The sequence below is a fragment of the Roseobacter sp. HKCCD6576-2 genome (genome assembly GCF_013179285.1).
Classification (GTDB): Bacteria; Pseudomonadota; Alphaproteobacteria; order Rhodobacterales; family Rhodobacteraceae; genus Rhodophyticola; species Rhodophyticola oceani.
The window spans coordinates 892,611-918,937 of the sequence record NZ_WVNW01000002.1 but is presented as its reverse complement, the minus strand read 5'-3'; the positions used below and the strand labels follow the sequence as shown (position 1 = coordinate 918,937).

Genomic DNA, 26,327 nt, shown 5'->3' with positions numbered 1-26,327 from the left:
TGCGTGCGCTGAACCCGGCAAAGTCTCATCTTGCGAATTGTCGGATGGCACCGGCTGTGTCACCATGCGCCCGACGAAACGGGGAGGGCGCGTGAATGCCGATTTCTACCTGCGTTTTCGATGCTTATGGTACTTTGTTTGATGTGAACGCTGCGGCGCGTAACTTGGCGGAAGAAGACGGGCTCGAAGGGTTTGCTGCAGTTTGGCAGCAAGTGTCGAGCCACTGGCGAAACAAACAACTGCAATATTCGTGGATTCGGGCGATCACCCGCGATCATGTGGATTTTTGGCAGGTCACCCAAGACGCGCTCGATTGGGCGCTGGATGTGACGGATCAGGCCAACCCCGCGCTGCGTGATCGGCTTTTGGGGCTGTATTGGACCCTTCCAGCCTATCCCGAAGTGCCGGAAATGCTGGCGACTCTAAAGGCCGGCGGGTTGCAGACCGCGATTCTGTCGAATGGCTCGCCCCGAATGCTTGAGGGCGCGGTGGACAGCGCCGGGATCGGCCCCGTGCTTGATGAGGTGTTGAGCGTCGAAGATGAAGGGATCTTCAAACCCGACGCGCGGGTCTACGGATTGGTTGGGCGCCATTTCGACGTGCCGAAAAACGAGGTGCTGTTTGTGTCCTCCAACGGATGGGATGCGGCCTCGGCGGCGTCCTATGGGTTCCAGGTTCTTTGGGTGAACCGGGCGGGCGAGCCGATGGATCGATTGCCAGGCCAGCCGGGTCAAGTGGCCGAAGACCTCACCAGCGTGCCCGAGATGGCGGGATTGGCACGCGGATGATCAGCTATGCGCCGTCGTCTGATGGGTTAAACCTAGCCTATGACGATCAAGGTCAGGGCGTGCCACTTCTGTGCCTGCCGGGGCTGACCCGGAATATGGAAGATTTTGAACCTGTTCTGGATCGTTTTTCAGATCGCGCGCGGATCATTCGGATGGATTCCCGGGGGCGGGGCGCATCCGATTACGCGCCCGATCCGATGAGCTATTCAGTGCCGCAGGAGGCGCAGGATGTGCTGGCGCTTCTCGACCACCTGGGGTTGGAGAAGGTCGCGATCCTCGGCACTTCGCGCGGCGGTTTGGTGGCGATGATGCTGGCGGCGACGGCGAAAGCGCGGTTGCTGGGCGCGGTGCTGAATGATGTGGGGCCGGTGATCGATCCGAGCGGGTTGGACCAGATCATGACCTATATCGGTCGCCCGCCCGCCTATCGCAGTTTGGAGGAGGCCGCCGCCGCGCTGCCCGCCGCCTATGCGCCGGATTTTCAGAATGTGCCGGACGCGACATGGGCCGATTTCGCGCGGCGCCTGTGGCGGGGGGAGGATGGACGGCTGCATCTGCGCTATGATGCGCGGCTGCGCGAGGCTGTGGCCCCGGCCTTCGACACAAGCCAGCCCGCGCCGGACCTTTGGCCGCTTTTCGATGCGCTTGAGGGGGTGCCGCTCGGATTGATCCGCGGGGCAAACTCCAACCTGCTGTCGGTGGAAACGGCGGGTGAGATGCGCCGCCGCCGCCCCGATATGCTCTATGCCGAAATCCCGGATCGCGGCCATGTGCCGTTTTTGGATGAGCCGAGATGTATCACCCTTCTCTCGGAGTTTTTGGATGGTCTTTCATGAGTGATATCAAGATGATCGAGGCGGCAGCTCAACGTGCTCGCGGCCATGTCAGACGCACGCCACTGCTGTCTTCGCCGTTCCTTGATGAGATCGCCGGGCGGCGGGTGTTTGTCAAAGCGGAATGCTTACAACACACCGGCAGCTTCAAGTTTCGCGGTGCGTGGTCGGCGCTGTCGGGGATGACGCCGGAGGCCCGCGCGGCAGGCGTTTTGGCATTTTCCTCTGGCAACCACGCGCAGGGTGTGGCGCTCGCGGCGCAGCTGCACGGGGTGCCTGCGACGATCATCATGCCGGAAGACGCGCCAGCGCTGAAGATCGCCAATACCCGCGCGCTTGGTGCTGAGGTTGTGCTTTATGATCGCGCAGGTCGTGAGAAACGCGAGGAGATTGGCGCCCGCCTTCAGGCCGAGCGTGGGCTGACCCTGATCCGGCCCTATGATGAGCCTTTGGTGATTGCCGGGCAGGGCACCTGCGGGTTGGAGATCGCGGCGCAAGCGGCGGAACTGGGTGTGACCCAGGCCGAGGTTCTCACCTGTTGCGGCGGCGGCGGCCTGACCGCGGGCATTTCCCTCGCGCTTGAAGCGCATGCGCCCGAGATGCGGGTCCGGCCGGCGGAGCCGGAAGGGTTTGACGACACCGCGCGGTCTTTGGCCTCGGGCGGGATCGAGACGAATAACGGCCCCGAAGCGGGTCTATGCGACGCGATCCTGACACCCTCGCCGGGGCAGATCACCTTTCCGATCATGGCGGCGCGTTGCGGCCCCGGATTGGTGGTCAGCGATGATGAAGTGCGTGCGGCGATGCGCGAGGCCGCGACCCGCTTGAAGCTGGTCGTGGAACCGGGCGGGGCGGTGGCCCTGGCGGCGGCGCTCTATCACGGGGAGGCGCTAGACGGCGATACGGTGATCGCCACGGCGTCCGGTGGCAATGTGGATGCTAGCCTTTATGCCGAGGTTTTGGCCGCGGCTTGAGCAGTGACCGCTAGGGCGAAGGCCCGGGCGATCTCGGGGGCCTGTCCGAGAGAGGCGGTTGCCGCGCGCGTATCGATCTCCGGGAAGGCTTTTGTAAAGAGGGCAGGCAAGGGTGTGTCTTTCACTTGAGCTTCGGCGCATAAATCTTTGATTTTGCGCTGCGCATCGGGCCTCGGCATTTCTGCCGCCAAGGCAAAATTCAATGCTTCGGCGTGGATCAAGCCTAGCCGCCCCTCCATGTTCGCCGCCATTCGGTCCGGGTTCGGCACCATCGTTTCGGCGAGATCAGCGGCGAGATGCACGGCTTTGGCCGCGCCCATGACCATCGCGGGCAGGCTCAACCATTCGGTGAACCAAGCCGCGCCGTCCCGTTGATGGGGATGCAGCACCGCGCCTTGCATCGCGCCATTTAGTGCGGCGGTGTGATGGGCCAGGGCGACGAGCACAGACGGGCCAACCGGGTTCTGTTTCTGTGGCATGGTCGAAGAGGCACCAGCCGCGCCCAGATCGATCTCGGCGATCTCGGTCTGGGTCAGGCGCAGCAGATCCTCGCCGAGCTTGCCACAAGAACCCGTCACCAGCGTCAGCCAGCTCGCTAGGTCCGCGATCTGGTCTCGCTTGCTGTGCCAGGGGGCGGGGCCCGTTTGCAGCCCAAGCGCGTCGGCCAGAGCGCGGGTCAGTTCGGGCAGATCAGGCCCAAGCGCCGCGCCGGTCCCTGCCGCGCCGGAGAGGGAGACGGTCAGGAGGCGCGGGCGCAAGCCCTCCAACCGGTCCAAATGGGTCAAAAAGGGCTGTCCCCAATTGGCCGTAACAGCGCCGAAACTGGTCGGCGTGGCATGTTGGCCGTAGGTGCGGCCCGCCATTGGGGTTTCGGCATGCACTTCAGAATATCCCGCCAAAACATTGCAAAGCTTAGATATTCCTGTCTCGATCCGCAGAAGGGCCTGACGCAGCCGAAGGATCAGCGCCGTATCGATGATATCCTGAGAGGTGGCGCCCCAATGGACGTAATGCGCCGCCTCCGGGTCGCCAATCTCGGCGCGGAACGCCGTCACCAGCGCCGGCACGGAGACACCGTTCTCACCCGTGGCTTGTGCCAACGCGCCGGGGTCGATCTGCGCCTCCAGCGCCGCGCGGTGAATTGCGTTGCCCGCCTCTGCCGGGATGATCCCGAGCCCACCTTGAGCTTTCGCCAGCGCCCCTTCGACCAAGAGTATCGCCCTGATCTCGGCGCTATCGGTGAACAGTTTCGCGGTGTCACGGTCGCAGAAGAGATCGCGATAGAGCGCGCTGTCGAAGGGGGAGATGCTCATGCCGCGCCCTCAAGATGGCCGATCTCGCGGAGGAACTCGATCAGGAGAGCGGCATAGGCCTCGGGCTTCTCGACGCAGGGCAAATGGCCGGTGCCTCGGATCAATTCAAACCGTGCGCCGGGGATCAGTTCTGCCATTTCGCGGATCAGATCGGGCGGCGTGGAGCCATCGTGATCCCCTGCAATCGCCAAGGCGGGCAACCGCAGCGCCGCGGTGGTTGTGTAGAAATCCGTGCCCGCAATTGCGGCGGAGCAACCCGCATACCCATGGGCGGGCGTGGTTTCGACCATCCGTTTCCAGGGCAGCATCGCGGTGCTTTCGCGGAAGGGTTTGGCGAACCAGCGCTCCATGATCGCGTCTGACATCGCGGTCAGCCCTTCGGTTTCGACCATGGCGATCCGGTCCTGCCAGATCTCCCGGGTGCCTATCTTGGGCGCGGTGTTGGACAGGACCACGGCGCGGATCTGGTCCAGCCGTTTAGCCGCGAGACCCTGGGCGATCATTCCCCCGATCGAGAGCCCGACAAAGACGCAATCGCGGACGTCCAGCGCATCAAGCAACTGCTCCGCATCGCGGACAAGTGTGCCCATCGTATAGGGCGCGGGCCGGCAGGCGGAGAGGCCATGGCCGCGTTTGTCATAGCGGATGACCCGCAGGTTTTGCGGCAGGCGGGCGACCACATCATCCCAGAGGCGGAAATCCGTCCCAAGCGAGTTGGCGAAGACCACAGGGCGGCCCTTCGGGTCGCCGTCTTCGCGGTAATGCAGATGGATATCGCCCAGTTGAATGCAGTTCATCACGCCCTCCGTTCCCGTCTTTCTCCGACAGTTCCTGCAAAGCTGCAAGCGCCGCAAATGAGCCAGTCATGCCGCGATTGGACTTGCAGCAGCGGCAAAGCCTTCGCAGTCTGGCCGGAAACCATGGAGAGACAGTCTTGACCAAAATCAAAGCGGCAATCTGCCATGCCTTTGGCGAACCACTGAAAATCGAAGAGGTATCCTTGCGTGCGCCGGAGGCCGGAGAGGTCGAGGTGACGCTGGAGGCGGTGGCGATTTGCCATTCCGACATCTCCTATATCGACGGTGGCTGGGGCGGGGTGTTGCCCGCTGTCTATGGCCATGAGGCGGCCGGAATTGTGACAGGGATCGGCCCTGGGGTGAGCGGCTTGGAGGAGGGTGCACGGGTGATCGTGACGCTGATCCGGTCTTGCGGCGCTTGTGTCGATTGCGCCAGCGGCGACGCGGTGTTTTGCAGCAGCGCCGAGCCGATCCCGCCGACCCTGACGGCGGCGGACGGCACGGTGTTGCAGAAGGGTCTGAAATGCGCCGCCTTTGCTGAGAAGGTGGTGGTGGATCAAAGCCAAATCGCGCCGGTGGGAGATTTGGCGCCCGAGGCAGCCTGCCTCTTGGCCTGCGGTGTGCCGACAGGCGTGGGCGCGGCGGTGAACACGGCGGGCATTCGGCCCGGGGACAATGTGGTGGTGATCGGCGCGGGCGGCGTGGGCCTGAACGCGATCCAGGGAGCCTATATCGCCGGTGCCGCGAAGATCATCGCGATGGATTTGGAGCCGTCGAAGCTGGAAGATGCGAAGACCTTCGGCGCGACCGATGGCGTTTTGGCCAGCGAGCCAAAGCCGTGGAAGGCGATCCGCGCGCTGACCGGCGGGCGCGGCGCGGATCACGTGCTGGTCTCGGTTGGCGCGATCCCGGCTTATGATGTGGCGCTGAGGCTGCTGGCGCCGAAGGGCACGGTATATGCGGTGGGCATGCCGCATTCGGGCGACACCTCGACCTATGAGCCGGTGATCATTGCCGCCACGGGGCAGGGGATGCGCGGCTCATTGATGGGCGAAGTGGTGCTGAAGCGCGACATCCCCTGGATGGTGGAGCTTTATGGCCAGGGACGGTTGAAGCTTGATGAGTTGGTGACCGGGCGCTGGTCTCTGGAGCAGATCAACGAGGCGATTGTCGATACCAAAGCGGGCAAGGCGCGCCGCAATGTGATCATGTTCTAATCGGTCCCGAGCCCGTTATCCCATCCGAAATAGACCCCTTGGATCTCCGCCCCACCCATCGCGCGATAGAGGCCCAAGGCGGGGGCATTGTCCGCTTCGGTGCCGAGCCAGATGCCTTGGCAGCCCCGCGCCCGGGCGATTTCGAACAGCCGCTCAGTTGCGGCTTTGGCAATGCCTTGGCGCAGATGGCTGTCTCGCGTGCCAACCTCATTAACGAACATCGCGGGCGCTTTGTCGGGGTGGAGCAAGACGGTGCCGCTCGCCATGCCGACCACCAGATCGCCGTCGAAGGCGAGCACAAGCTCATGCAACGGGCTGGCCAGAAACGCCGCCGCTTGCTCGGCATCAATCGGGTTGTCGAACAATCCGTCGGGCACAGCGAGAAGCGCGGCCAGGTCGTCTGGACCCATTCTGCGAAACGTGATCTGATTTTCCATGATGGCCTCAAGCGAAGGATGCACCGATGAAACTTGCCGATCTTGAGGTCTTTGTCACGGCCCCGCCGCCGCCAGGTTGGGGCGGGCGCTATTGGGTGATCGTTCGCGTGACGACGGCCTGCGGCATCACCGGGTTGGGCGAGGTCTATGCCGCTGGCGTTGGGCCGGAGGCGATGCGAGTGGTGATCGCGGATGTGTTTGGCCGACATATGGCGGGCGAGAGCCCCGAGGATATCGAAAAGATGTTCCGCCGCGCCTATTCCAGCGGGTTCACGCAGCGCCCCGATCCAATGGTGATCGGCGCGTTTTCGGGGCTTGAGATGGCCTGTTGGGACATCCTGGGCAAGGCGCGGGAGCGGCCGGTTTGGGCGCTTCTGGGTGGCAAGATGAATGACCGGCTCCGCGCCTATTCCTATCTCTACCCGATGGCGCATCAGGATGCGGAGGCATTCTGGACGCGCCCCGATCTGGCGGCGGAGGCGGCAGACGCTTTGGCAGATCAGGGGTGGACGGCGGTGAAGTTTGACCCCGCCGGGCCTTACACGATGCGGGGCGGGCATATGCCCGCGCGCCTCGATATCGCGCAATCGGTGGCCCATTGCGCGCAGATCCGCGAGGCGGTCGGGGATCGGGCCGATTTGCTCTTTGGCACCCATGGCCAGTTTTCGACTGCCGGTGCGATCCGCTTGGCGAAGGCCATCGAGCCCTATGACCCGCTTTGGTATGAGGAACCCGTGCCGCCCGACAATGCCGCCGCGATGGCCGAAGTGGCGCGCGCCACATCGATTCCGGTCGCAACCGGCGAGCGGCTCTGTACCAAGGCCGAGTTCGCTCTGGTTCTGCGCCAAGGGGCGGCGCGGATTTTGCAACCGGCGCTTGGCCGGGCGGGCGGTCTCTGGGAAGTGAAGAAGATCGCCGCGATGGCCGAAGTCTATAACGCGCAGATGGCACCGCATCTTTATGCCGGGCCGGTTGAGTGGGCCGCGAATGTGCATTTCGGCGTGAGTTGCCCGAACCTTCTAATGGTGGAGGCGATCGAGACGCCATTCCATGAGGCGCTCGTGTCGGGGCGGCCCCAAGTCGAAAACGGCTTTGTCGAGGCGCCCACCGCGCCGGGCTTGGGGATCGAACTCAATGACGATGTGGCCACCGCCAATCCTTATACCGGCGACCGGCTGCATCTGGAAATGCGCGATGCGCCCTGCGACTGGCAAAACGGCAATAGCTTCGCCGGCGGCGCCGCGGACTGAGCCGTGCCCAAGGTGGTGACCTGAGATCCCGGTCATATGGCCGGGATCTGATTTTGAACCCAGACCGCCCCTCCAGACACTCACGAGACATCGGGGCATCTGGAGGGTTTCGCCATGATCATCACAGGCACGGACGGGTTGGACTGGCTCTATGGCACAGACAGTGCCGATTGGATTTACGGCTATGACAGCGCCGATGTGATCTATGGCCGCAAAGGCAGCGATTACATCTTTGGCGGCAACGGCAATGATTGGATGAATGGCGGGCGCGGCCATGACACGATCCGCGGTGGTCGCGGTGACGACCAAGCTTTTGGCGGGCGTGGGCATGACGTGCTTTATGGCGATGAGGGCAATGACACTCTCGACGGGGGCGATGGCCGAGATGAGCTGCATGGCGGGTCGGGCAATGATTGGATGTTTGGCGGTGCGGATGCGGATATTCTCGTTGGCGGCGATGGTGGTGACATCCTCAACGGCGGCGCGGGCGCGGATTTTCTGAACGGCGGCCATGGCGTCGATATCGCGGCCTATGCCGGATCGGGCGTGGGCGTCCATGTCTCGTTGTTGACCGGAACCGCCCAATATGGCGACGCGGCGGGCGATACGCTGATCAGTATCGAGGGGCTGACGGGGTCTGCCCATGCCGATGTCTTGATTGGCGATCACTCCGCCAATTGGCTGTCGGGCGGAGCGGGCAACGATGCTTTGTCAGGCAATGGCGGGGCTGATGTGATCGGCGGCGGGGCCGGAGATGACATTATGCTGGGTGGTGCTGGTAATGATCGGGTGTTCACAGGGTTGGGTTTTGACATTGCCGATGGCGGCATTGGGGACCGCGATACCCTCGATTTCAGCGAAAACAGCGCCCATGGTTGGACCATCGATATGCTGACCGGACGGGCGGAGCAGGTGGTGTCATCCAAGGGGCAGACCGTCACGCTCAACGCAACGGATTTTTCCGGTTTCGAGGTCATCGTCGGGTCAGGGGCCGATGATGTGATCCTCGGCGACAAACACAGCAACAGCCTCTATGGCGGTGCGGGCGATGACGCTTTGGTCGGCGCTGCAGGCAACGACTATCTCTATAGCGGCGCGGGCAGCTATGACCGGCTCTTTGGCAATACGGGCGATGATGGGCTGGTTGCGGATGCTGAGGCTGCGTTTGTCGAGATGACCGGCGGGAGCGGAGCCGATGTGTTCTTGTTTGCCTTCGACCCCGTGCTGTCCACCGGGCTGCGTGGCGAGATCACCGATTACGACCGCACCGAAGGTGATCGGATCGCCTTCTCCGCTGCTTTTGCCGATGATCTGATCTTCATCGGAGAGGCGGCGTTTAGCGGCGACGGCCAAATGGCTTTCCGGGTGCAGTCGATCCTCGGTGGGATGGCGACGCAGGTGCAGGTGGATTCCGATGGCGATGGTGCAACGGATTGGTTTTTCAACGTCCTGCAGGATGACGGTTTAGGTCTCCTGGGCGCGAGTGATTTCTATTTCGACTAGGCCGGATCAGCGCGCCTGTTCGTGTTCATAGCGGCGGCGGGCGATCTCCTCGTTGCGATCAGCTTTCTGCTGATTGCTGAGGTCTTCCTCGACATAATCCATATGCGCGGTGATCGCGTCGCGGGCGGCTTCGGGGTCCCGGGCCTGGATCGCGTCATTGATCGCGCGGTGCTGGTCCAGAAGCGCATCGCGGGTGGTGCGTTGCTTGAACATCACCTGACGGTTGTAAAACACGCCTTCGCGCAAGAGATCGAACATCGACCGCATCATATGCAGCATAATCACGTTATGGCTGGCTTCGATGATTGCGAGGTGAAACTCCGCATCCAGCTCGGCTTCATCTGAGGGGTTCCGCTTTGAATGCGCCGCCTCCATCTTGTGGTAGATCGTATCGATCACCTTCAGATCGGTATCCGAGCCATGGATCGCAGCACGGGACGCGGCCAGACCCTCCAGATCACGCCGAAACGAGACATAGTCGAACACCGCCTCGTCATGTGCTGAAAACAGCCGGATCAGGGCGTCGGAAAAGGCGCTGCCCAGAACATTTGCGACATATATCCCGGCACCGGCGCGGGTGGCCAAGAGACCCCGGTTCTGCAACTCCGCAACCGCCTCGCGGAGCGACGGGCGCGAGACGCCGAGCCGTTCGCTGAGTTCACGTTCCGAGGGCAGGCGTTCGCCCGGGCGCAGAATTCCGCGTAAAATCAGTTGCTCAATCTGGCGCACAACCGAATGCGATAGCTTCTCCGCTTCGATCCGCTGAAATGGCATCTTTGGGGTTCCTCCCTCCCAATTGGTCAAAACATATGACCGGACAGGGCGGATTGTCCAGGGAAGAGATCGCAACCGCATGCGCGTGCGCCCGCCTGAGCCTTGGCCCCCGCAGGGGCCAAGGTGAGGTCAAAACAATGCGCCGGAGGCGCTCATTTGGATAACAAGCCGGACCGATCAGCGGGTCGGGCGAATAACGATCTCGACCCGGCGATTCAGCTGACGACCCTCAGGCGTGAGGTTGCTTGCAACCGGCTCATTCTCGCCACGGCCGTAGCTGCGGATGCGGCCTGGATTGACGCCCTCTTCCAAAATCACCCCGGCCACGGCGCTGGCCCGGCGGGCCGACAGATCTTGGTTATAAGAGGCCGATCCGGTGTTGTCGGTATGGCCGATCACGTCCACCGTGCTGTTGGGATATTGCTGCAAGTTGCGGGCCAAGGCGCGGATATCCTGTTGCAGCCCGGCACGGATCGCGGCGCTGTCTACGGCGAACAAAATCCCTTCGGGCATCGTCACAATCAGCTCTTCGCCGGTATTGTTGATCAGGATCTGATCATTGGCCATTGATGAGCGCAGGTCGCGGGCCTGCCGATCCAAGATCTGCCCGATTGTGCCGCCAGCCAAGGCGCCGGCTGCCGCGCCGATCAATGCGCCGCGCCCCCGATCATCGTCATCCACTGCGGCGCCAAGCACGGCCCCGCCAAGCGCCCCGGCGATCAGGCCGGTCTGTGTGCGTTCTCCCATGGGTTCGCCTTGCGGCACGCAAGCGGCCAGGCCCAATGTGGCGGTCATGGTTACGGCGATGCCGGTTTTACGGAGTGTCATGCTGCTGCCCTTATCTTCCAAAAATACAACGGCCCGGTTGTGCCCGAACCTTCTGATTTTGTCTTATAGCAGGGCTTTGATAGTCAATAACATCCGCGATTTTCGCGGGCGGAAACCCGCCGGTTTCGTGCAGCGCGAGATCAAGCGCTTTCCCGCGCATCCGCCTCCGCGCTTTCCCAGGCCAGCATCGCTCGTTTCACTGGCAGACCCCAGTGATAGCCCGCCAAAGCGCCGGATTTTCGCAGCGCCCGGTGGCACGGGATCAGCCAACTGACCGGGTTTCTGCCAACCGCCGTGCCCACGGCCCGCACCGCTTTCGGGTTGCCGATGGCCTGCGCGATCTCGGAATAAGTGGTGACCTGGCCCGATGGGATCGCAAGCAGCGCCTCCCAAACCTTGATCTGAAACGGGGCGCCGATCAGATGTAACCGCGCCTCGCCGGTTTGGCCGAACGCCGCAGCCACCCAATCGGCCAGCGCTGCGGGATCTTCCAGATAAATGGCTTTGGGCCAGCGCGCACGCATATCGGCAAATGTTGCCTCGCGCCCGGTTTCCGAGGCAAACGCCATGCCGCAAAGCCCACGCTCGGTGCCCATGGCAAGCGCTTCTCCAAACGGGCTGTCGAACCAGCCATAGCGGATCGTCAGACCCGCGCCACCGCGTGCATAGTCGCCCGGGCTCATCGCTTCCCACCGGAGGAACAGATCGTGCAATCGCCCACCACCTGAGAGGCCCGTCTCGGCCACCGTATCGAGCACGGTGAACCGCTCCGCCAAAAGGCGTTTGGCGTGATCCAGCGTTAGATATTGCTGATACCGTTTAGGCGACACGCCAACCCACCGGGAAAACACCCGCTGGAGATGCGCGGGGCTCATTTGCAGCGCTGTGGCCAGCTCTTCCAGCGATGGCCCGGGGGGCGGAGCGGCATCGATGATGTCGATTGCGCGGCGCACCACATTGAAATGATACGCGGTATCGGCGGTTTCTCGGGTGATCTCGGTCATATGGGTCATCTTACGCTCCATCTTTGATCCAAAGATAGGGGCAGGGGCCCGGCTTTCGCGACCCGGTTCTTGCGTGAAAGCCAGCGCCTGCCAGCCGGCTTTGGTCTTCTTCTGCACGTGATGCAGCGCGCCGGGATCGCGCCATCCGGTCTCCGCTGTTATTCAGGGCTTGCCCCGCAAGAGCCGCCGCGCCATACGGTGGCCCAACATGGCCAAACAGCTCGATTATCATACGCTGCATGAGATTTTTACCCGGTTTCAGGCCTCCGAGGCCGAGCCGAAGGGCGAGTTGCATCATGTGAATGCCTATACGCTGGTTGTGGCCGTCGCGCTGAGCGCGCAGGCGACTGATGCGGGCGTGAACAAGGCCACTGCGGCGCTGTTCGAGATTGCCGACACGCCGCAGAAAATGCTCGACCTGGGTGAAGAGGCGCTGATCGGGCATATCAAGACCATCGGGCTTTATCGCAACAAGGCCAAGAACGTCATCAAGCTGAGCCGGATCTTGGTCGAGGAGTATGGCGGCGAGGTGCCATCGAGCCGCGCCGCGCTGCAATCGCTGCCCGGTGTCGGGCGCAAGACGGCCAATGTGGTTTTGAACATGTGGTGGGGACATCCCTCGCAAGCGGTCGACACCCATATCTTCCGCCTCGGCAACCGCTCCGGCATCGCGCCGGGGAAAGATGTCGATGCGGTCGAACGCGCCATCGAAGATCATATTCCGGTGGAATTCCAACACCACGCCCATCATTGGATGATCCTGCATGGGCGCTATATCTGCGTCGCGCGTAAACCCAAATGCGGCGCGTGTATCATTCGCGATCTCTGCCAATTCGAGGACAAAACAGAATGACCAAGACCTATGATGTCGTCGGTATCGGCAACGCGGTTGTCGACGTGATCTCTCATGGCGATGACAGCTTTCTCGACAATATGGGGATCACCAAAGGCATCATGCAGCTGATCGAGCGCGAGCGGGCCGAGGTGCTCTATGCCGCGATGTCCGACCGGGTGCAGACGCCGGGTGGCTCGGTGGCCAACACCTTGGCCGGGCTGGGCACCCTGGGGCTGAGCACCGCCTTTGTGGGCCGGGTGAAAGATGACGCCTTGGGCAAGTTCTATGCCGAGCGGATGGTGGTCGAAGGGACCGATTTCCCGAACCCGCCGGTGGATGGCGAGCATTTGCCGACCTCACGCTCAATGATTTTTGTTTCCCCCGATGGGGAGAGGTCGATGAACACCTATCTGGGCGTGTCCTCGGAGCTTTCTGAAGAAGATGTAGACCCAAGCGTCATGGGGGCCGCGCGGCTTTTGTTTCTAGAGGGGTATCTCTTCGACAAGGACAAAGGCAAATCCGCCTTCCTCGCCGCTGCGGCAGCGTGCCGGGCCGCGGGCGGGCAGGCGGGCATCACGCTTTCCGATCCGTTCTGCGTCGACCGGCACCGGGACAGTTTCCGGCAACTCATCGAAGACGAAATGGATTTCGTGATCGGCAATGAGGCCGAATGGCTCTCGCTCTATGAAACCCACGATCTTGATGTGGCGCTGCGCGAGGCGGCGATGGTCTGCCCGACGCTCGTCTGCACCCGTTCTGGCGACCCGGTGATCTTGCGCCGGAACGACGAACAGGTCGAAGTGCCGGTTGAGAAGATCACCCCCGTCGATGCCACCGGGGCCGGGGATCAATTCGCGGCGGGCTTCCTCTATGGTCTGGCGACGGGCCAGGAGCTGGAACTGGCGGGCCGGATGGGGGTTGCGGCGGCCGCCGAGGTGATCCGTCATATCGGCCCACGCCCGCAACGCCCGCTGAAAACGCTCTTTGCTGAACAAGGGTTGATCTGACGGCCAAATCGACCGCCGCGGGTTGACTGACGCGGCGAGATACTTAGCTCTCTTATTGGCAGGCCCGGATGTCCGTTCCGGTTTGGCCACCGACGCAACACCGCCGGAGGCATGCAACGGATGACCGACGCAATCAGCAGCTACATCTTCTATGAAATCGCCGCGCTTTTGGTGCTGGCCGCCTCGGTTGGCTTCATCGGGCTGATGCTGCGCCAGCCTCTGATCGTGAGCTTCATCGCGGTCGGTATTCTGGCCGGACCGTCAGTGCTCGATATCGCGCGTTCGGATATTCAGATCGACCTTCTGGCCGAGTTGGGCATCGCGGTTTTGCTGTTCCTGGTCGGGTTGAAGCTCGACCTGAACATGATCCGAACGCTTGGCCCTGTGGCGCTGTTGACCGGCCTGGGGCAGGTGGCGTTTACCACGGTTTTCGGCTTTCTGATCGGTCTGGCGCTTGGGTTTGGCTGGCTGATCAGTCTTTATATCGCGATCGCACTGACCTTCTCCTCGACGATTATCATCGTGAAACTCCTGACCGATAAGCGGGAGCTTGGCTCGCTTCATGGTCGGATCGCGCTTGGCTTCTTGATCGTGCAAGATTTGGTCGTCGTGATGGCGATGATCATCCTGTCCGCCGTGGGGGTTGGGGCCGGGCAGGACGGGGCTTGGACCGAGGTCTTGGCGGTCTTCGGCTATGGCGCGCTGATGCTGGTCGCGGTGGGGCTGTTCATCCGCTATCTGGCGGACCCGTTGGTCGAGCGCCTGTCACGCTCGCCTGAGCTGCTGGTCTCCTTTGCGATTGGCTGGGCGGCGTTGCTGGCCGCACTTGGCCATTACCTGGGCTTCGGCAAGGAACTCGGCGGGCTCCTGGCGGGTGTCTCGCTCGCCTCCACCCCGTTTCGGGAGGCGATTGCGGCGCGACTGGCCAGCTTGCGGGACTTCCTGCTGCTGTTCTTCTTCATCGCGCTTGGTGCCTCGCTAGACCTCTCCGTGCTGGGGGCAAGCGTCTTTGCCGCGCTGATCTTCTCGGCCTTCGTCTTGATCGGCAACCCGTTGATCGTGTTGGCGATTATGGGGGCGATGGGCTATCGCAAGCGCACCGGGTTTCTCGCCGGCCTGACCGTGGCACAGATATCGGAGTTTTCGCTGATCTTCATGGCGATGGGGCTGTCCATCGGCCATGTGACTGAGGAGGCGCTTGGTTTGGTGACATTGGTGGGACTGATCACCATCGCCGCCTCGACCTATATGATCACCTATTCGCACCAGCTTTATGATCGGGTCGAGCCGCTCTTGGGGATGTTTGAACGCAAAAACGCCGGTCGGCTTGAGGATGACGGCGCGGCCCCGGCGCAGGCTCATGACGTGATCGTCTTCGGTCTTGGGCGTTATGGCATGGCAATCTCGCAGGAGTTGAGCACCCAAGGCTGGCGGGTCTTGGGCGTGGATTTCAATCCGGTCGCGGTTCGCTATGCGCGGTCGCAGGGTATGGATGTGATGTATGGCGACGCGACGGACCCGGAATTTCTGGCGCATCTGCCGTTGACTGATGTGGCCTGGGCGGTCTCTGCGGTGCCGGAACATGACACCGGGATCACCCATGACGATCCGCGGCGCGCCCTGGTTCTGGCGCTGCGCGAGCTCGGCTTTGGCGGGCGCGTGGCCGTGGCGGTTCATAGCACCGAAATGGGCAATGAAATGCGGCAGGCTGGGGCCGATCTGGTGCTGCACCCGTTCCGCGACGCGGCCGCGCAAGCGGCGCGCTTGGTTCTGGAAGGCGGCGGGGCCTCCGCCGCCTTGGCGCCCGCCGACCCGGAGGGGCAACGAGAGCTGGTCTCCTAGCCGAACTTGCCCTCGATGAACGACCGCGCTTCGGCGGTTTCGGCGCCGGTGAACATCTTTTCATTGGGCCCGATTTCAACCAGTCGGCCCAGGTGGAAATACGCGACCCGGTCGGCCACGCGGCGGGCCTGCATCATCGAATGGGTGATGATGACGATGGATTTGCTCTGCTTCAACTCCATCACCAGTTCTTCGACTTTCGCCGTGGCAATCGGGTCGATGGAGCCGGTCGGTTCATCCATCAACAGCACATCAGGCTGCGTTGAAAGCGCCCGGGCGATGCAGAGCCGCTGCTGCTGCCCTCCGGACAGATCGGTGCCGGCTTTCCGATGCAGATCATCTTTCACCTCATCCCAGAGATGCGCCCGTTTCAGGCAGGTCTCTACATGCGCCTCCAACTCCGCCCGGTTGCGCATCAGCCCGTGCAGCCGCGCGCCATAAGCGACATTGTTGAAGATCGAGGAGGGGAAGGGGTTCGGCTTCTGCGCCACCCAGCCAAAACGGCGGCGCAGCAGGGGCGGATCGACCTCGGGGGCGTAGATATCGTCCCCTTCGAGGGTCAATGATCCCTCGACCCGCACGCCGCGGGTGTCGTCATGCATCCGGTTCAGGCATTTCAGCGCGGTGGATTTGCCGCAGCCAGATGGGCCGATAAAGGCCAGGGCTTCGGTCTCGTAGAGGTCGAAATTCACATCGGTCAGGGCCTGTTTTTCCTCATACCAGAGGTTCAGATCCCGTATCTCCATGAAGGGCGGCGCGTTGCGGCCCGCTGGATGGCTCACGGTCGTGGGGGCGTCGGTTATGTCAAACATCTTGGCGCTCCTGAGGTTAAATCCTAACCCCGAGCCTGCTCGAAACACGTAACGTCTGATTTGATCTGGATCGAACCAGCGAAAACTTCACAAAACCTTCATAAAGCGCTCGCGGCTAGAGCCTCGGTAACAGCGTCCAGAGCCGGACCGTCTGGCCCAACCTGGGTTCTTCGCAGACCAGCTGCGCCAAGGCCGGATCGCCGGGTGCGTGAAAGAGCGTGGTGAACCGCCCCGGTATGCAATCGCGGCGGATGTCAAAGAGGCCCGGGCCATAGGGATCGGGTCCGATGCCGCCGCCGACGCGGTGGAGTGGCAAGGCATCGCGACCTGCTTGCAGCGTCTCGGTGACCCGGCGCGTGAGCTCGTCGAGGGACAGGGCGTAGATGCGTTCTTCCCCCGAGCCCCATGCGGTGACCCGGAAACCGGTGGCATCCAGAGCGATATCGGCCGTCTCCCAGAAATCTGGCACATGCACCGGCCAGGCACCGAAATCGGCGAACACATCATAGGGGTTGGCGGGCGCGGCAAGCGGCAGCGTCTCTACCCGAGGGGCTCCATCGGGCCCGTAATCAATCACCCGGGAGACGCCGTGAAACGTCTGATCATCGCTGCTGGAGAGACTGCGCGCAATCAGCAGGGTGTCGGTCTGCTGAACGAGATGCAGGCCGTGATTGTCGATGATCCGGCGGAGCAGAAACAGCGTGTCCGCATTTCGTGCGAACAGCTGATCCTCGACATGGATCACCTGCGGCGGTGTGGCGAAAACTGGTGTCGCCAGCAGCGCCGCGATGAGCGCCGCACCTATCCTAGTCGCCCAGTTTCGCATGGACCTCGTCCAGATCGATCTCACCAATCGGCATTTTGTTCGACGGGTCTTCGAAATCGTATTTGAAGAGCTGGAAATCGCGTTTGTAGATTTCATAGACCAGATGCATCGACAAATCGTCGAAATACTCTTCGACCGGATGCGCCCGCTTGGGCCCGTGGCCTTCGCTCTCGTTGAACCGGGGGACGCCGTCGAGCTTCACCTCATGGGCCATCGGGATCGCGTCGATCACCGTCTGCATGCCGTCATTGAAGGCCTCGGTCCAGAAGATATGGTCATAGCGCCCGCCATTGACGATGAAGGTCGAGACATGGCCGGACATGGCCGACCAATGAATGTCCGGGTCCATCGGGCGGCGCCAGCGGATCGTGTCGCGCGCGAAGAGCAAGAAGCGGCGGAAGCTTTTGATCTGGTCGAACTCCTGCTTCCCGTCGTCGCCGCCCACTTCAATCCCGTATTTCTGGATCAGAAGCGGCACCATATTGCCGCGATAGCGTTTGCCGTTGCGCTGGATGCCGCAGATTTTGTCGAAGAAGCTGGATAGGATGCGCGTGTAAGGGTTGCGGACGCAGGTGAAGGCGTAGGATTTGTGGCCCTTCACATTCGCTTCGATCTTCGGCTGGCTGTCCTCCAGGGCCCATTTATGCAGCCCGTCCTTGGCGTCATGGATGTCGCCGTCGAAGAACTTGCCCTGGTCGGAGTAATACATGATCTGACCGATGGTCGAGCAGGCGCATTTGGGCACCACGCGGTAGACCACGCTCTCGCTTTCGGTCATCCATGTTCCCGGAAAACCCATGTTTTCGCACCTCCTACGCTACGTCGCACGCCTTATACCGCGCGGATTGATCCCGAAAAAGCAAAGAACTAGGGTTACTTCAACCGCTATTAGGCATTAGTGGCACAACGATACCGAAAGATTGAGGCCTCTGTTTCGAAAATGGCAAAAATCGCCTTCATCCTTTTGTGTCACAAGGATGCGCCCGCCATCATCCAACAGGCGGAGCGTCTGACGGCGACGGGCGATTATGTGTCGATCCATTTCGATGCGCGGGCCAAGCCCGCCGATTATGCGGCGATCACATCGGCGCTTGCCGACAATCCGGGTGTGGTCTTCGCCCGCAAGCGGATCAAATGCGGGTGGGGTGAGTGGTCATTGGTGCAGGCCAGCCTCTATGCCCTTGAGGCGGCTGAGGCTGCCTTCCCGAAAGCGACGCATTTCTACATGCTGTCGGGCGATTGTATGTCCGTGAAATCAGCGGCTTACGCCAAGAAATTCCTGGACAGTGCAGATAAGGACTATATCGAGAGCTTCGATTTCTTCACCTCGGATTGGATCAAGACCGGATTCAAACGGGAACGTTTGGTGTATCGCCATCTGGTCAATGAGCGGAAGCATAAATGGCTGTTTTATGCGCTGTTCAACACGCAGCGGCGGTTGGGGCTGGAGCGCAAAATCCCCGAAGATATCCAGATCATGATCGGCAGCCAATGGTGGTGTTTGCGCCGGCGCACGATTGAGGCGGTGCTGAAATTCTGCCGACAGCGGCCCGATGTGATCCGATTTTTCCGCACCACTTGGATCCCTGACGAGACGTTTTTTCAAACCATCGTGCGACATCTTGTGGCCGATGTGGAGATCGAGTCCCGGTCGTTGACCTTCAAAATGTTCTCCGATTACGGGATGCCGGTGACCTTCTACAACGATCATTACGATTTGTTGTTGAGCCAGGATTACCTGTTCGCCCGGAAAATCAGCCCCGAAGCGACCTTCCTCAAAGAACGATTGGGCGCGCTTTGGGCGTCGGACAAGACCGATTTCGCGCTGTCGGGTGATGGTCGACGGCTGCACGGCTTCCTCACGGGGCGGGGCCGGATCGGGCGGCGGTTCGCACCACGGTTCTGGGAGCGCGAGGCGACCCTGGGCCAGGATCGCGAATTGCTGATGATCGTCTGCAAGAAATGGCATGTGGCCAAGCGGCTGTTACACGCGGCCGAAGCGGCCACCGGTATAACGGGGATCGAGTATCTTTTTGACGAAGCCGGGTGTGATGTCCCCCATCTTGGCGGGATTGAACGCACGCTCGAGAAGCGCAACCGGCATCGCCGTGCCTTGATGCGGATGTTGTTCGATTATCACAACACGGATCGGATGATGATCTGTCTTGATCCCAATAATATAGACCTCATTGGGGATTTTACCTCGGATCGCGCCAATACCAAATTGTTGGAAATCCAATGCACCTTCGATGACCGATACCTGATCGGGCATGCGGAGCGTGTGGGGCTGGCGGCGCCCGATTCACCGCCGGAAGTCATCGGTCGGATTTTGCCCACATTACGCTATGAGTTCGACTATGAATCGGCACGCATTCGCGAAGCAGAGTTCCCAAATCATCTGCGCCTGCGTCAGGATCGCAGCACAGATGAGAACACCGAGGTTTTGCAGAGCTTTTTCCGGAGCACGAAAGAGACGGCCTGGAAACTGGCCGAAACCCCGCACCTGTTCGCAGATTAAGCCGCTGGCGCTTTGGCCGAGGTCAGTTCGACAAAGACATCCTCGAGATTGGGTTCCTCGGTCGCCACATCTCGGATCGTGATCCCCGCCGCGCGCACCGCTTGAAGGATCGTATCGGCCGAGACAGTTGAGCGGTGATAGGAAAACACCAGCGCCCCATCGGCCCGTTTACTGCATTCCACGCCGTCGGGTGTTTGAACCGGACCGGCGACGCCCTCGGGCATAATCACCAGAGTCTTCGCATCCATCTGCGCCAGAAGCGTCTCGGTTCGGTCGCGGACGATCACCTCGCCATGGTTGATGATCGCGATTTCGTCACACATTTCCTGAGCTTCTTCCAGGTAATGGGTGGTCAAAATGATTGTCATCCCCTGTTCATTCAGCTTGCGGACATTGGCCCAGAGCATCTGCCGCAACTCGATATCGACGCCTGCCGTCGGCTCATCCAACACCAGGATTTGCGGGCTGTGGACCAGGGCTTTGCCCAAGAGCAGCCGCCGTCGCATCCCGCCCGAGAGCGACCGGGCATAGGCCTCGGCTTTGTCTTCCAAGCCGATCAGCGCCAGGATTTCATCGGTGCGGCGTTGCGCTTTCGGCACGCCGTAAAGACCGGCCTGAACCTCCAAGGCGCCCCGGGGGGTGAAAAACGGATCGAGGTTCAATTCTTGTGGCATTACGCCAATCGCGGCCCGGCTCTGTCGCGGGTTCACATCTTGGTCGAAGCCCCAGATATTCACCTTACCCGATGATTTTGTCACCAAACCGGCGAGGATGTTGATCATCGTGGATTTGCCCGCGCCATTGGGCCCGAGAAGTCCGAAAATCGAGCCCTGCGGAATCGTCAGGTCGACCCCTTTGAGCGCTTCTTTCGCAGCGCCGCGTCCGGCCGCCGCGTAGGTTTTGCGCAACCCGGTCAATTCAATCGCATTGCCTGACATTTTGCCTCCGCTGGCTGGGCTTGCCCGACGCCGGGCAACCTGCAATATGAACGGGACTTATGACGGGATGGACGGCCCGACAAGCGTGAGGACGAGCAAAATGACCCAAGATGCCCCGGAAACCGAAGTGGTAAGCACCTGGCGCGTGGCCTGCGATGGGGGCGAGGGCGCGCTTGGCCATCCGCGGGTCTGGTTGCAGATCGGGCAGGATGTCGGTTGGGTCGAATGTGGCTATTGCGACAAGAAATACATCCATGAAGATTTCGCGGATCAGCTCGACAAAGGCTGATGCTGCGCACCCTGCGCCGCGCGCTTTTGGCGGTTTTCCTGGTCATCGGGCTTTACCTATCGGCGGCTGTTATTGGTGCGGTGTTCCCGGGTCCAACCGCGCAGATCGCGCCGGGTGGCGCGCCAGTTGAAATCGGCCTGATCTCCGGCCCGATCCACTATGATTTCCTGCTTCCTGCAACGCCTGAAACCCGGGCGGCGATGGTGGTTGCCGCTGATGCCGGCGTCCCGGTACAGAACCCTTTGGTGGAGCATTTCCTGGTCGGATGGGGATCAGAGGCGTTTTACACAACCGCCGGGACCTATTGGGACATTTCGGGACGTGCCTTGGCCCGGGCGGTGACCGGAGACAGCTCGGTCTTGCGGGTCGAGGTGGTCGGGGCGTTGCCGGACGGGTTTCTCTATGATCGCCTAACGCTCAGCGGGGCGCAGTATCAAGCGCTCTTGGCCGCGATTGCGGAGAGCACGACGGATATTCCGATCTTAGAGGCCGGTTTTACCGAAACAGACGGGTTTCTGAAGGCGCATGACCGGTTCCACATCCTGCGCACCTGCAACACCTGGGTCACGCAGATGTTGCGTGCCGCGGGGGTGGAGGCCGGTGTGTGGACCCCAACGCCTTTTTCGGTCCGGCTCTCGCTTTGGTGGCACGGATAGATCAAAAACGGGGATGCACGGCCCGATTGCATTGCGTAGAACAGATGTGAAACGTGCGGAGGGTGGACGATGAGCGACGGGACATTTGGCAAAGGGCATCACCTGCATCTGGTGGATGGCTCGGCCTTCATCTTTCGGGCTTATCACGCGCTGCCGCCGCTGACGCGCAAATCAGATGGCTTGCCGATTGGGGCGGTCAGCGGCTTTTGCAACATGATCCACAAGATGATCGAGTCCAACACCGGCCCGGATGCGCCGACCCATGCGGCGGTGGTGTTTGACAAGGGCTCGCACACTTTTCGCAACGACATGTATGATCAATACAAGGCCAATCGCGACGCGATGCCGGAGGATCTGCGCCCGCAGATCCCGCTGACCCGGGAGGCGACGAAGGCGTTCAACTTGGCCTGTCTGGAGCTGGAAGGGTATGAGGCCGATGACATCATCGCCACGCTCGCCCGCCAGGCGCGCGAGGCTGGAGGGCGCTGCACGATCATCTCCTCCGACAAGGACCTGATGCAGCTTGTCGGCGGCGGAGTCGAGATGCTGGACGCGATGAAGAACGCGCGGATCGACAGCGAGGGGGTGGAGGCCAAGTTTGGCGTCGGCCCGGACAAGGTGATCGATGTGCAGGCGCTGGCGGGCGACAGCGTGGATAATATCCCCGGCGCGCCGGGGATCGGCGTTAAAACCGCGGCGCTTTTGATCAATGAATACGGGGATTTGGAGACACTTCTTCAACGTGCCGAAGAGATCAAACAGCCCAAGCGCCGTGAAACACTGATCAATTTTGCCGATCAGATTCGGCTCTCAAAGCGCCTGGTCACGCTGGATGAGGAGACACCGATTGATGTGACGTTGGAGAGCCTGGAGGTGAAGGACCCGGAGCCCGAGGCCTTGATGGGGTTCCTGGCTGAGATGGAATTCCGCACGCTGACGCGCCGGATTGCCGAGCAAATGGGCGTCGAGGCGCCCGAGATCAAAGAGGTCGCCGCACCGGTAACGGAGGACGCGCCCGAGGTGAAACCGTTCGACATTTTGGCCTATGAGATCGTGCGAGACATGCCCGCGCTCGACGTCTGGATCGCGAAGGCGCATGCGGTGGGCTATGTGGCGGTGGATACCGAAACCACTGGCTTGAACGAGATGACCGCCGAACTGGTCGGCGTCTGCCTCTCCACGGCGGCGGGCGAGGGGTGCTATGTGCCGGTTGGCCACAAAGAAGGCGGCGATGACCTCTTCGGCGGCGCGAAGCTGGCCGATGGGCAATTGCCGCTTGACGATGTGCTGGCCGCGTTGAAGCCGATGTTGGAGGACGCGTCAGTCCTGAAGATCGGGCAGAACATGAAATACGACGCGAAGATCTTGGCCCGCTATGGCGTGGATATCGCGCCGATCGACGACACGATGTTGATGTCTTACGCGATGAATGCGGGTCATCATGGGCATGGGATGGACACGCTCAGCGACCGCTATTTGGGCCATGAACCGATCCCGATTAAGTCTTTGCTCGGCAGCGGGAAATCGCAGATCACCTTTGCCGATGTCAGCATTGAGGATGCAGCACCCTATGCCGCCGAAGACGCCGATATCACTCTGCGTCTTTGGCAGCAGTTCAAGCCGGGTCTGCACCGCGCCGAGGTGACGACGGTCTATGAGACCTTGGAGCGCCCGTTGGTGCCGGTTCTGGCCCGGATGGAGATGGCCGGGATCAAAGTTGACCGCGACACGCTTTCCCGGATGTCGAACGCCTTTGCGCAGAAAATGGCGGGGCTGGAGGCGGATATTCATGCCCTGGCTGGGACGCCGTTCAATGTGGGCTCTCCAAAGCAATTGGGTGAGATTCTCTTTGATCAGATGGGGTTGGAGGGGGGCAAAAAGGGGAAAACCGGCGCGTATGCCACCGGCGCGGATGTCTTGGAAGACCTTGCCTCGCAGGGCCATGATCTGCCCGCGCGTGTGCTTGATTGGCGGCAATTGTCGAAGCTGAAATCGACCTACACGGATGCGTTGCAGGACCATATCAACGCCGATACCGGGCGCGTGCATACGTCTTATTCGATTGCGGGCGCGAATACCGGGCGTTTGGCCTCCACTGATCCGAATTTGCAGAACATTCCGGTGCGGACCGAGGAAGGTCGGCGCATCCGTGAGGCGTTTATCGCGGAACCCGGCAAGACGCTGGTCTCGCTCGACTATTCGCAGATCGAGCTGCGTATCTTGGCGCATATCGCCGGGATCGATGCACTGAAACAGGCCTTTAAAGATGGGCAGGACATTCATGCGATCACCGCATCTGAGATGTTCAATGTGCCGCTGGATGAGATGACTCCCGATGTGCGCCGCCAGGCGAAGGCGATCAATTTCGGGGTGATCTACGGGATCTCCGGCTTCGGCCTGGCGCGCAATCTGCGCATCCCACGGGCCGAGGCGCAGGGCTTCATCGACCGGTATTTTGAGCGCTTCCCGGGCATCAAGGACTATATGACCGAGACAAAAGAGTTCGCGAAAACAAACGGATATGTGCAGACTCTGTTCGGCCGGAAAATCCATACGCCTGAGATCAATGCCAAAGGCCCCAAGGCAAGTTTCGCCTATCGCGCGGCCATTAATGCGCCGATCCAGGGCACGGCGGCGGATGTGATCCGCCGGGCGATGATCCGGATGGAGGCGGCGATTGAGGGGCTGCCCGCGAAGATGCTGCTCCAGGTGCATGATGAATTGCTGTTTGAGGTCGAGGAGGGTGCTGTCGGCGATCTGATCGGTGCCGCGCGCGAGGTGATGGAAGGTGCCGCCGATCCGGCTGTGAAACTCTCTGTGCCGCTGACGGTCGATGCGGGGCAGGGGGCGAATTGGGCCGAGGCGCATTGAGGTGCCCTGGGGCTGAAACATGCTGATTGCCTTCAACAAACCGATGAATGTGTTGAGCCAATTCACGTCTGAGGGAGGGTGGTCCGCGTTGGATGGGTTTGGCTTGCCGAAAGGGGTCTATGCGGCAGGGCGGCTGGATCGGGATTCCGAGGGGCTGCTTCTGCTCACTGATAATGGGAAATTGCAGGCGCGGATCGCGTCACCGCGCGCCAAGATGCCCAAAACCTATTACGCGCTGGTTGAAGGTGTGCCCGGGGCGGAGGCGCTGGAGGCACTTCGGATGGGCGTCGCGTTGAAAGATGGGCAAACCCGCCCGGCGCACGTCGCGGCCACCGATGTGCCGGAGTGGCTTTGGCAGCGTGATCCGTCGGTTCGCTTTCGCAAGACGGTCACCGATCGCTGGCTGCGCCTGACTCTGACTGAAGGGAAAAATCGACAGGTGCGGCGGATGTGTGCCCATGTCGGGCTGCCGGTTCTGCGGCTGATCCGATGGTCGATTGGGCCTTATGATTTGACTGGCTTGGCCCCCGGTGCATGGCGCGAGGTGACCCCATGAGTAAGACGGAGACTGTAACGGTGAAGAGCCGCGCCGCGCTGCGGGCGTGGCTTGAGGCCAATCATGCCAACACGTCCTCGATCTGGCTGGCGACTTACAAGAAACATCATCCCAACTACCTGCCTTGGGGAGAGGCTGTGGAGGAGTTGCTTTGTTGGGGCTGGGTTGATGGGCAAGTGGCGGCGCTGGATGCGGACCGGGTGAAGCGCCGGGTCGCGCCGCGCGACGAGAACTCGACCTGGTCGGCGGTGAACAAAGAGATCGTCGCCCGGATGCGCGCCGAGGGGCGGATGACGCCGGCGGGCGAGGCGAAAATCGCGGCGGCGGAAGCCAACGGGATGTGGCATTTCCTGGATGATGTGGAACGGCTGGAGATGCCGCAGGACTTGGCGGAGGCGCTTGGCGATTTACGCCCTGTTTGGGACGGCTGGCCGCGCACTGTGAAGCGCGGTACCTTGGCGTGGATCAAGACCGCCAAGACGCAGCCAACGCGAGAGAAACGCATCACCGATGTGGTGGACAGCGCGCGGGCCGGGCTCAGGCCGAGCCCGGCCCGGCGCTAGGGCGACGCGCCGTTACACTTGACCCGGCAGCGCGGATGACGATCCCTGATGGCGCATCACAAGAGAGGATCACATGAGCGCTTTGGTCTCTGTCATCAATGAAACCGGTCCGATTGCCGAAGTCCGGCTCAATCGGCCCGAGAAGAAAAACGCGGTGACGCTGGAATTGCTGGCGGAGCTGGTGGCGGCGGGCGAGGCGATTGCGGATCAGCCCGGGCTGCGTGCGGTGGTTCTGAGCGGCGCGGGCGGAGATTTCAGCGCCGGGATGGATACAGGCGTGTTGATGCAGATGGCCGGTCGGCTGGACGAGGTGAAGGCCGAGATGGTTGCGCCGCCGGATGGCGCCATCGCGAACCGGTTCCAACGCCCGGCCCAGGTTTGGCAAGAAATGCCGGTGCCGGTCATCGCCGCGATTGAGGGCGTGTGTTTCGGGGCCGGGATGCAGATCGCCCTTGCGGCTGATTTTCGGATCGCCGCGCCCGAGGCGAACCTGTCGATCATGGAGGCGAAATGGGGCTTGATCCCGGATATGGGGATCAGCCTGTCCTTACCGCGGCTGATGCCGGTGGACCGGGCCAAGGCGTTGATCATGACGGGCCGGGTCTTGTCGGGGAGGGAAGCCTTGGACGAGGGGCTGGTGACGCGTGTCGCCGAGGATCCATTGGCGGCGGCGCGCGAGTTCGCTGAGGAATTGGCCGAGAAATCACCGGATGCGGTGCGGGCGGGCAAAACACTGGCGGATGCGCTTTGGGGCCGCGATGCAGCGCCTGATCTGGCCCTGGAAGCGCGGCTTCAGGCCGAGTTGATGGGCGCGCCGAACCAGGTGGAAACCGTCATGGCGCAGATGCAGAAACGCCCGGCGGTCTATAAGTAGCCCGCCGATTGGAAGTTGATCT

General features: G+C 61.7%; 26 protein-coding genes. 16 read left to right on the top strand and 10 right to left on the bottom strand.

Features of this window, described 5'->3' with window-relative positions; genetic code table 11:
• Window positions 1-95 precede the first annotated feature (95 nt).
• The 3 genes from GTF44_RS11605 to GTF44_RS11595 are packed head-to-tail and all read left to right on the top strand — an operon-like array spanning window position 96 to window position 2,595.
• Complete coding sequence (locus GTF44_RS11605; RefSeq protein ID WP_171558992.1) at window positions 96-788, top strand: haloacid dehalogenase type II; 693 nt, start codon at window positions 96-98, stop codon at window positions 786-788.
• Window positions 785-1,624, top strand: a complete 840-nt coding sequence (locus GTF44_RS11600) for an alpha/beta fold hydrolase (RefSeq protein ID WP_171558995.1) — start codon at window positions 785-787, stop codon at window positions 1,622-1,624. Before GTF44_RS11605 ends, GTF44_RS11600 begins: the two co-directional genes overlap by 4 nt.
• The gene (locus tag GTF44_RS11595) at window positions 1,621-2,595 is read left to right on the top strand and encodes a threonine/serine dehydratase (RefSeq protein ID WP_171558998.1); all 975 of its coding nucleotides are present in this window, start codon (window positions 1,621-1,623) and stop codon (window positions 2,593-2,595) included. The genes GTF44_RS11600 and GTF44_RS11595 overlap by 4 nt, the downstream gene beginning before the upstream one ends.
• On the opposite strand, the gene GTF44_RS11590 is transcribed toward GTF44_RS11595, so the two are convergent.
• Entirely contained in the window at window positions 2,568-3,908 is a 1,341-nt protein-coding gene (locus GTF44_RS11590) for an adenylosuccinate lyase family protein (RefSeq protein ID WP_171559001.1), read from the bottom strand. The genes GTF44_RS11595 and GTF44_RS11590 overlap by 28 nt on opposite strands.
• The gene (gene pcaD / locus GTF44_RS11585) at window positions 3,905-4,705 is read right to left on the bottom strand and encodes a 3-oxoadipate enol-lactonase (protein ID WP_171559004.1); all 801 of its coding nucleotides are present in this window, start codon (window positions 4,703-4,705) and stop codon (window positions 3,905-3,907) included. Before pcaD ends, GTF44_RS11590 begins: the two co-directional genes overlap by 4 nt.
• Window positions 4,706-4,842: 137 nt before the next feature.
• Between pcaD and GTF44_RS11580 the strand changes: the two genes are divergently transcribed.
• Window positions 4,843-5,922 (top strand): zinc-binding dehydrogenase, encoded by a 1,080-nt coding sequence (locus GTF44_RS11580; protein ID WP_171559849.1) that lies wholly within the window; start codon window positions 4,843-4,845, stop codon window positions 5,920-5,922.
• Here the strand turns inward: GTF44_RS11580 and GTF44_RS11575 are convergent.
• Window positions 5,919-6,359: a GNAT family N-acetyltransferase gene (locus GTF44_RS11575; RefSeq protein WP_171559006.1), complete on the bottom strand. Its 441-nt coding sequence runs from the start codon at window positions 6,357-6,359 to the stop codon at window positions 5,919-5,921. The two genes, GTF44_RS11580 and GTF44_RS11575, sit on opposite strands and share 4 nt — an antisense overlap.
• Before the next feature lie 26 nt (window positions 6,360-6,385).
• Here GTF44_RS11575 and GTF44_RS11570 point away from each other — a divergent pair, with 26 nt between their 5' ends.
• Together GTF44_RS11570 and GTF44_RS11565 are read left to right on the top strand one after the other, a co-directional pair.
• Window positions 6,386-7,609, top strand: coding sequence for a mandelate racemase/muconate lactonizing enzyme family protein (locus GTF44_RS11570; protein ID WP_171559009.1), 1,224 nt, complete (start codon window positions 6,386-6,388; stop codon window positions 7,607-7,609).
• A gap of 114 nt (window positions 7,610-7,723) precedes the next feature.
• Window positions 7,724-9,112 (top strand): calcium-binding protein, encoded by a 1,389-nt coding sequence (locus tag GTF44_RS11565; RefSeq protein ID WP_171559012.1) that lies wholly within the window; start codon window positions 7,724-7,726, stop codon window positions 9,110-9,112.
• A 6-nt stretch (window positions 9,113-9,118) separates the two neighbouring features.
• Here GTF44_RS11565 and GTF44_RS11560 read toward each other — a convergent pair whose 3' ends face one another.
• The 3 genes from GTF44_RS11560 to GTF44_RS11550 form a co-directional block, all read right to left on the bottom strand.
• A complete protein-coding gene (locus tag GTF44_RS11560) occupies window positions 9,119-9,886 on the bottom strand; it encodes a FadR/GntR family transcriptional regulator (protein WP_171559014.1) in 768 nt (255 codons plus the stop codon).
• 177 nt (window positions 9,887-10,063) lie between these two features.
• Window positions 10,064-10,714, bottom strand: a complete 651-nt coding sequence (locus GTF44_RS11555) for an OmpA family protein (protein ID WP_171559017.1) — start codon at window positions 10,712-10,714, stop codon at window positions 10,064-10,066.
• 140 nt (window positions 10,715-10,854) lie between these two features.
• On the bottom strand, window positions 10,855-11,727 hold the full coding sequence (locus tag GTF44_RS11550) for a bifunctional helix-turn-helix domain-containing protein/methylated-DNA--[protein]-cysteine S-methyltransferase (protein ID WP_171559020.1): 873 nt from the start codon (window positions 11,725-11,727) through the stop codon (window positions 10,855-10,857).
• Between the two features lie 199 nt (window positions 11,728-11,926).
• Here GTF44_RS11550 and nth point away from each other — a divergent pair, with 199 nt between their 5' ends.
• From nth to GTF44_RS11535, 3 genes are all read left to right on the top strand, one after another.
• Window positions 11,927-12,571, top strand: a complete 645-nt coding sequence (gene nth / locus GTF44_RS11545) for an endonuclease III (RefSeq protein ID WP_145208191.1) — start codon at window positions 11,927-11,929, stop codon at window positions 12,569-12,571.
• Complete coding sequence (locus GTF44_RS11540; protein ID WP_145208193.1) at window positions 12,568-13,560, top strand: adenosine kinase; 993 nt, start codon at window positions 12,568-12,570, stop codon at window positions 13,558-13,560. The genes nth and GTF44_RS11540 overlap by 4 nt, the downstream gene beginning before the upstream one ends.
• Window positions 13,561-13,680: 120 nt before the next feature.
• Window positions 13,681-15,402 (top strand): cation:proton antiporter, encoded by a 1,722-nt coding sequence (locus tag GTF44_RS11535; protein ID WP_171559022.1) that lies wholly within the window; start codon window positions 13,681-13,683, stop codon window positions 15,400-15,402.
• Here the strand turns inward: GTF44_RS11535 and GTF44_RS11530 are convergent.
• The 3 genes from GTF44_RS11530 to GTF44_RS11520 form a co-directional block, all read right to left on the bottom strand.
• Window positions 15,399-16,148: a phosphate ABC transporter ATP-binding protein gene (locus GTF44_RS11530; RefSeq protein WP_216364988.1), complete on the bottom strand. Its 750-nt coding sequence runs from the start codon at window positions 16,146-16,148 to the stop codon at window positions 15,399-15,401. The two genes, GTF44_RS11535 and GTF44_RS11530, sit on opposite strands and share 4 nt — an antisense overlap.
• A gap of 181 nt (window positions 16,149-16,329) precedes the next feature.
• Complete coding sequence (locus tag GTF44_RS11525) at window positions 16,330-17,040, bottom strand: hypothetical protein (RefSeq protein ID WP_171559028.1); 711 nt, start codon at window positions 17,038-17,040, stop codon at window positions 16,330-16,332.
• Complete coding sequence (locus tag GTF44_RS11520; protein WP_171559030.1) at window positions 17,021-17,839, bottom strand: sulfotransferase family protein; 819 nt, start codon at window positions 17,837-17,839, stop codon at window positions 17,021-17,023. Before GTF44_RS11520 ends, GTF44_RS11525 begins: the two co-directional genes overlap by 20 nt.
• Before the next feature lie 141 nt (window positions 17,840-17,980).
• On the opposite strand from GTF44_RS11520, the gene GTF44_RS11515 reads away from it, so the two are divergent.
• Window positions 17,981-19,558, top strand: coding sequence for a DUF5928 domain-containing protein (locus GTF44_RS11515; protein WP_171559033.1), 1,578 nt, complete (start codon window positions 17,981-17,983; stop codon window positions 19,556-19,558).
• Here the strand turns inward: GTF44_RS11515 and GTF44_RS11510 are convergent.
• Window positions 19,555-20,496, bottom strand: coding sequence for an ABC transporter ATP-binding protein (locus GTF44_RS11510; protein WP_171559036.1), 942 nt, complete (start codon window positions 20,494-20,496; stop codon window positions 19,555-19,557). The genes GTF44_RS11515 and GTF44_RS11510 overlap by 4 nt on opposite strands.
• 100 nt (window positions 20,497-20,596) lie before the next feature.
• Here GTF44_RS11510 and GTF44_RS11505 point away from each other — a divergent pair, with 100 nt between their 5' ends.
• The 6 genes from GTF44_RS11505 to GTF44_RS11480 all read left to right on the top strand — a co-directional run bounded on the left by GTF44_RS11505 (window position 20,597) and on the right by GTF44_RS11480 (window position 26,305).
• Entirely contained in the window at window positions 20,597-20,785 is a 189-nt protein-coding gene (locus tag GTF44_RS11505; RefSeq protein WP_171559038.1) for a zinc-finger domain-containing protein, read from the top strand.
• A complete protein-coding gene (locus GTF44_RS11500) occupies window positions 20,785-21,441 on the top strand; it encodes a DUF2459 domain-containing protein (RefSeq protein ID WP_171559041.1) in 657 nt (218 codons plus the stop codon). The genes GTF44_RS11505 and GTF44_RS11500 overlap by 1 nt, the downstream gene beginning before the upstream one ends.
• A gap of 69 nt (window positions 21,442-21,510) precedes the next feature.
• Entirely contained in the window at window positions 21,511-24,312 is a 2,802-nt protein-coding gene (gene polA / locus GTF44_RS11495; protein WP_171559043.1) for a DNA polymerase I, read from the top strand.
• A 19-nt stretch (window positions 24,313-24,331) separates the two neighbouring features.
• A complete protein-coding gene (locus tag GTF44_RS11490) occupies window positions 24,332-24,868 on the top strand; it encodes a pseudouridine synthase (RefSeq protein WP_171559046.1) in 537 nt (178 codons plus the stop codon).
• The gene (locus tag GTF44_RS11485) at window positions 24,865-25,431 is read left to right on the top strand and encodes a YdeI family protein (RefSeq protein ID WP_171559049.1); all 567 of its coding nucleotides are present in this window, start codon (window positions 24,865-24,867) and stop codon (window positions 25,429-25,431) included. The genes GTF44_RS11490 and GTF44_RS11485 overlap by 4 nt, the downstream gene beginning before the upstream one ends.
• A gap of 73 nt (window positions 25,432-25,504) precedes the next feature.
• The gene (locus tag GTF44_RS11480; RefSeq protein WP_171559052.1) at window positions 25,505-26,305 is read left to right on the top strand and encodes a crotonase/enoyl-CoA hydratase family protein; all 801 of its coding nucleotides are present in this window, start codon (window positions 25,505-25,507) and stop codon (window positions 26,303-26,305) included.
• Window positions 26,306-26,327: the final 22 nt, after the last annotated feature.

What these genes read in the sequence shown, in the direction of transcription:
- GTF44_RS11560 (WP_171559014.1), bottom strand. Translation starts at nt 9,886, where the DNA reads ATGCCATTTCAGCGGATCGAAGCGGAGAAGCTATCGCATTCGGTTGTG.
- GTF44_RS11535 (WP_171559022.1), top strand. Translation starts at nt 13,681, where the DNA reads ATGACCGACGCAATCAGCAGCTACATCTTCTATGAAATCGCCGCGCTT.
- GTF44_RS11555 (WP_171559017.1), bottom strand. Translation starts at nt 10,714, where the DNA reads ATGACACTCCGTAAAACCGGCATCGCCGTAACCATGACCGCCACATTG.
- nth (WP_145208191.1), top strand. Translation starts at nt 11,927, where the DNA reads ATGGCCAAACAGCTCGATTATCATACGCTGCATGAGATTTTTACCCGG.
- GTF44_RS11520 (WP_171559030.1), bottom strand. Translation starts at nt 17,839, where the DNA reads ATGGGTTTTCCGGGAACATGGATGACCGAAAGCGAGAGCGTGGTCTAC.
- GTF44_RS11575 (WP_171559006.1), bottom strand. Translation starts at nt 6,359, where the DNA reads ATGGAAAATCAGATCACGTTTCGCAGAATGGGTCCAGACGACCTGGCC.
- GTF44_RS11550 (WP_171559020.1), bottom strand. Translation starts at nt 11,727, where the DNA reads ATGACCCATATGACCGAGATCACCCGAGAAACCGCCGATACCGCGTAT.
- GTF44_RS11515 (WP_171559033.1), top strand. Translation starts at nt 17,981, where the DNA reads ATGGCAAAAATCGCCTTCATCCTTTTGTGTCACAAGGATGCGCCCGCC.
- GTF44_RS11590 (WP_171559001.1), bottom strand. Translation starts at nt 3,908, where the DNA reads ATGAGCATCTCCCCCTTCGACAGCGCGCTCTATCGCGATCTCTTCTGC.
- pcaD (WP_171559004.1), bottom strand. Translation starts at nt 4,705, where the DNA reads ATGAACTGCATTCAACTGGGCGATATCCATCTGCATTACCGCGAAGAC.
- GTF44_RS11570 (WP_171559009.1), top strand. Translation starts at nt 6,386, where the DNA reads ATGAAACTTGCCGATCTTGAGGTCTTTGTCACGGCCCCGCCGCCGCCA.
- GTF44_RS11525 (WP_171559028.1), bottom strand. Translation starts at nt 17,040, where the DNA reads ATGCGAAACTGGGCGACTAGGATAGGTGCGGCGCTCATCGCGGCGCTG.
- polA (WP_171559043.1), top strand. Translation starts at nt 21,511, where the DNA reads ATGAGCGACGGGACATTTGGCAAAGGGCATCACCTGCATCTGGTGGAT.
- GTF44_RS11530 (WP_216364988.1), bottom strand. Translation starts at nt 16,148, where the DNA reads ATGGAGATACGGGATCTGAACCTCTGGTATGAGGAAAAACAGGCCCTG.
- GTF44_RS11485 (WP_171559049.1), top strand. Translation starts at nt 24,865, where the DNA reads ATGAGTAAGACGGAGACTGTAACGGTGAAGAGCCGCGCCGCGCTGCGG.
- GTF44_RS11605 (WP_171558992.1), top strand. Translation starts at nt 96, where the DNA reads ATGCCGATTTCTACCTGCGTTTTCGATGCTTATGGTACTTTGTTTGAT.
- GTF44_RS11480 (WP_171559052.1), top strand. Translation starts at nt 25,505, where the DNA reads ATGAGCGCTTTGGTCTCTGTCATCAATGAAACCGGTCCGATTGCCGAA.
- GTF44_RS11510 (WP_171559036.1), bottom strand. Translation starts at nt 20,496, where the DNA reads ATGTCAGGCAATGCGATTGAATTGACCGGGTTGCGCAAAACCTACGCG.
- GTF44_RS11595 (WP_171558998.1), top strand. Translation starts at nt 1,621, where the DNA reads ATGAGTGATATCAAGATGATCGAGGCGGCAGCTCAACGTGCTCGCGGC.
- GTF44_RS11600 (WP_171558995.1), top strand. Translation starts at nt 785, where the DNA reads ATGATCAGCTATGCGCCGTCGTCTGATGGGTTAAACCTAGCCTATGAC.
- GTF44_RS11540 (WP_145208193.1), top strand. Translation starts at nt 12,568, where the DNA reads ATGACCAAGACCTATGATGTCGTCGGTATCGGCAACGCGGTTGTCGAC.
- GTF44_RS11490 (WP_171559046.1), top strand. Translation starts at nt 24,332, where the DNA reads ATGCTGATTGCCTTCAACAAACCGATGAATGTGTTGAGCCAATTCACG.
- GTF44_RS11505 (WP_171559038.1), top strand. Translation starts at nt 20,597, where the DNA reads ATGACCCAAGATGCCCCGGAAACCGAAGTGGTAAGCACCTGGCGCGTG.
- GTF44_RS11565 (WP_171559012.1), top strand. Translation starts at nt 7,724, where the DNA reads ATGATCATCACAGGCACGGACGGGTTGGACTGGCTCTATGGCACAGAC.
- GTF44_RS11500 (WP_171559041.1), top strand. Translation starts at nt 20,785, where the DNA reads ATGCTGCGCACCCTGCGCCGCGCGCTTTTGGCGGTTTTCCTGGTCATC.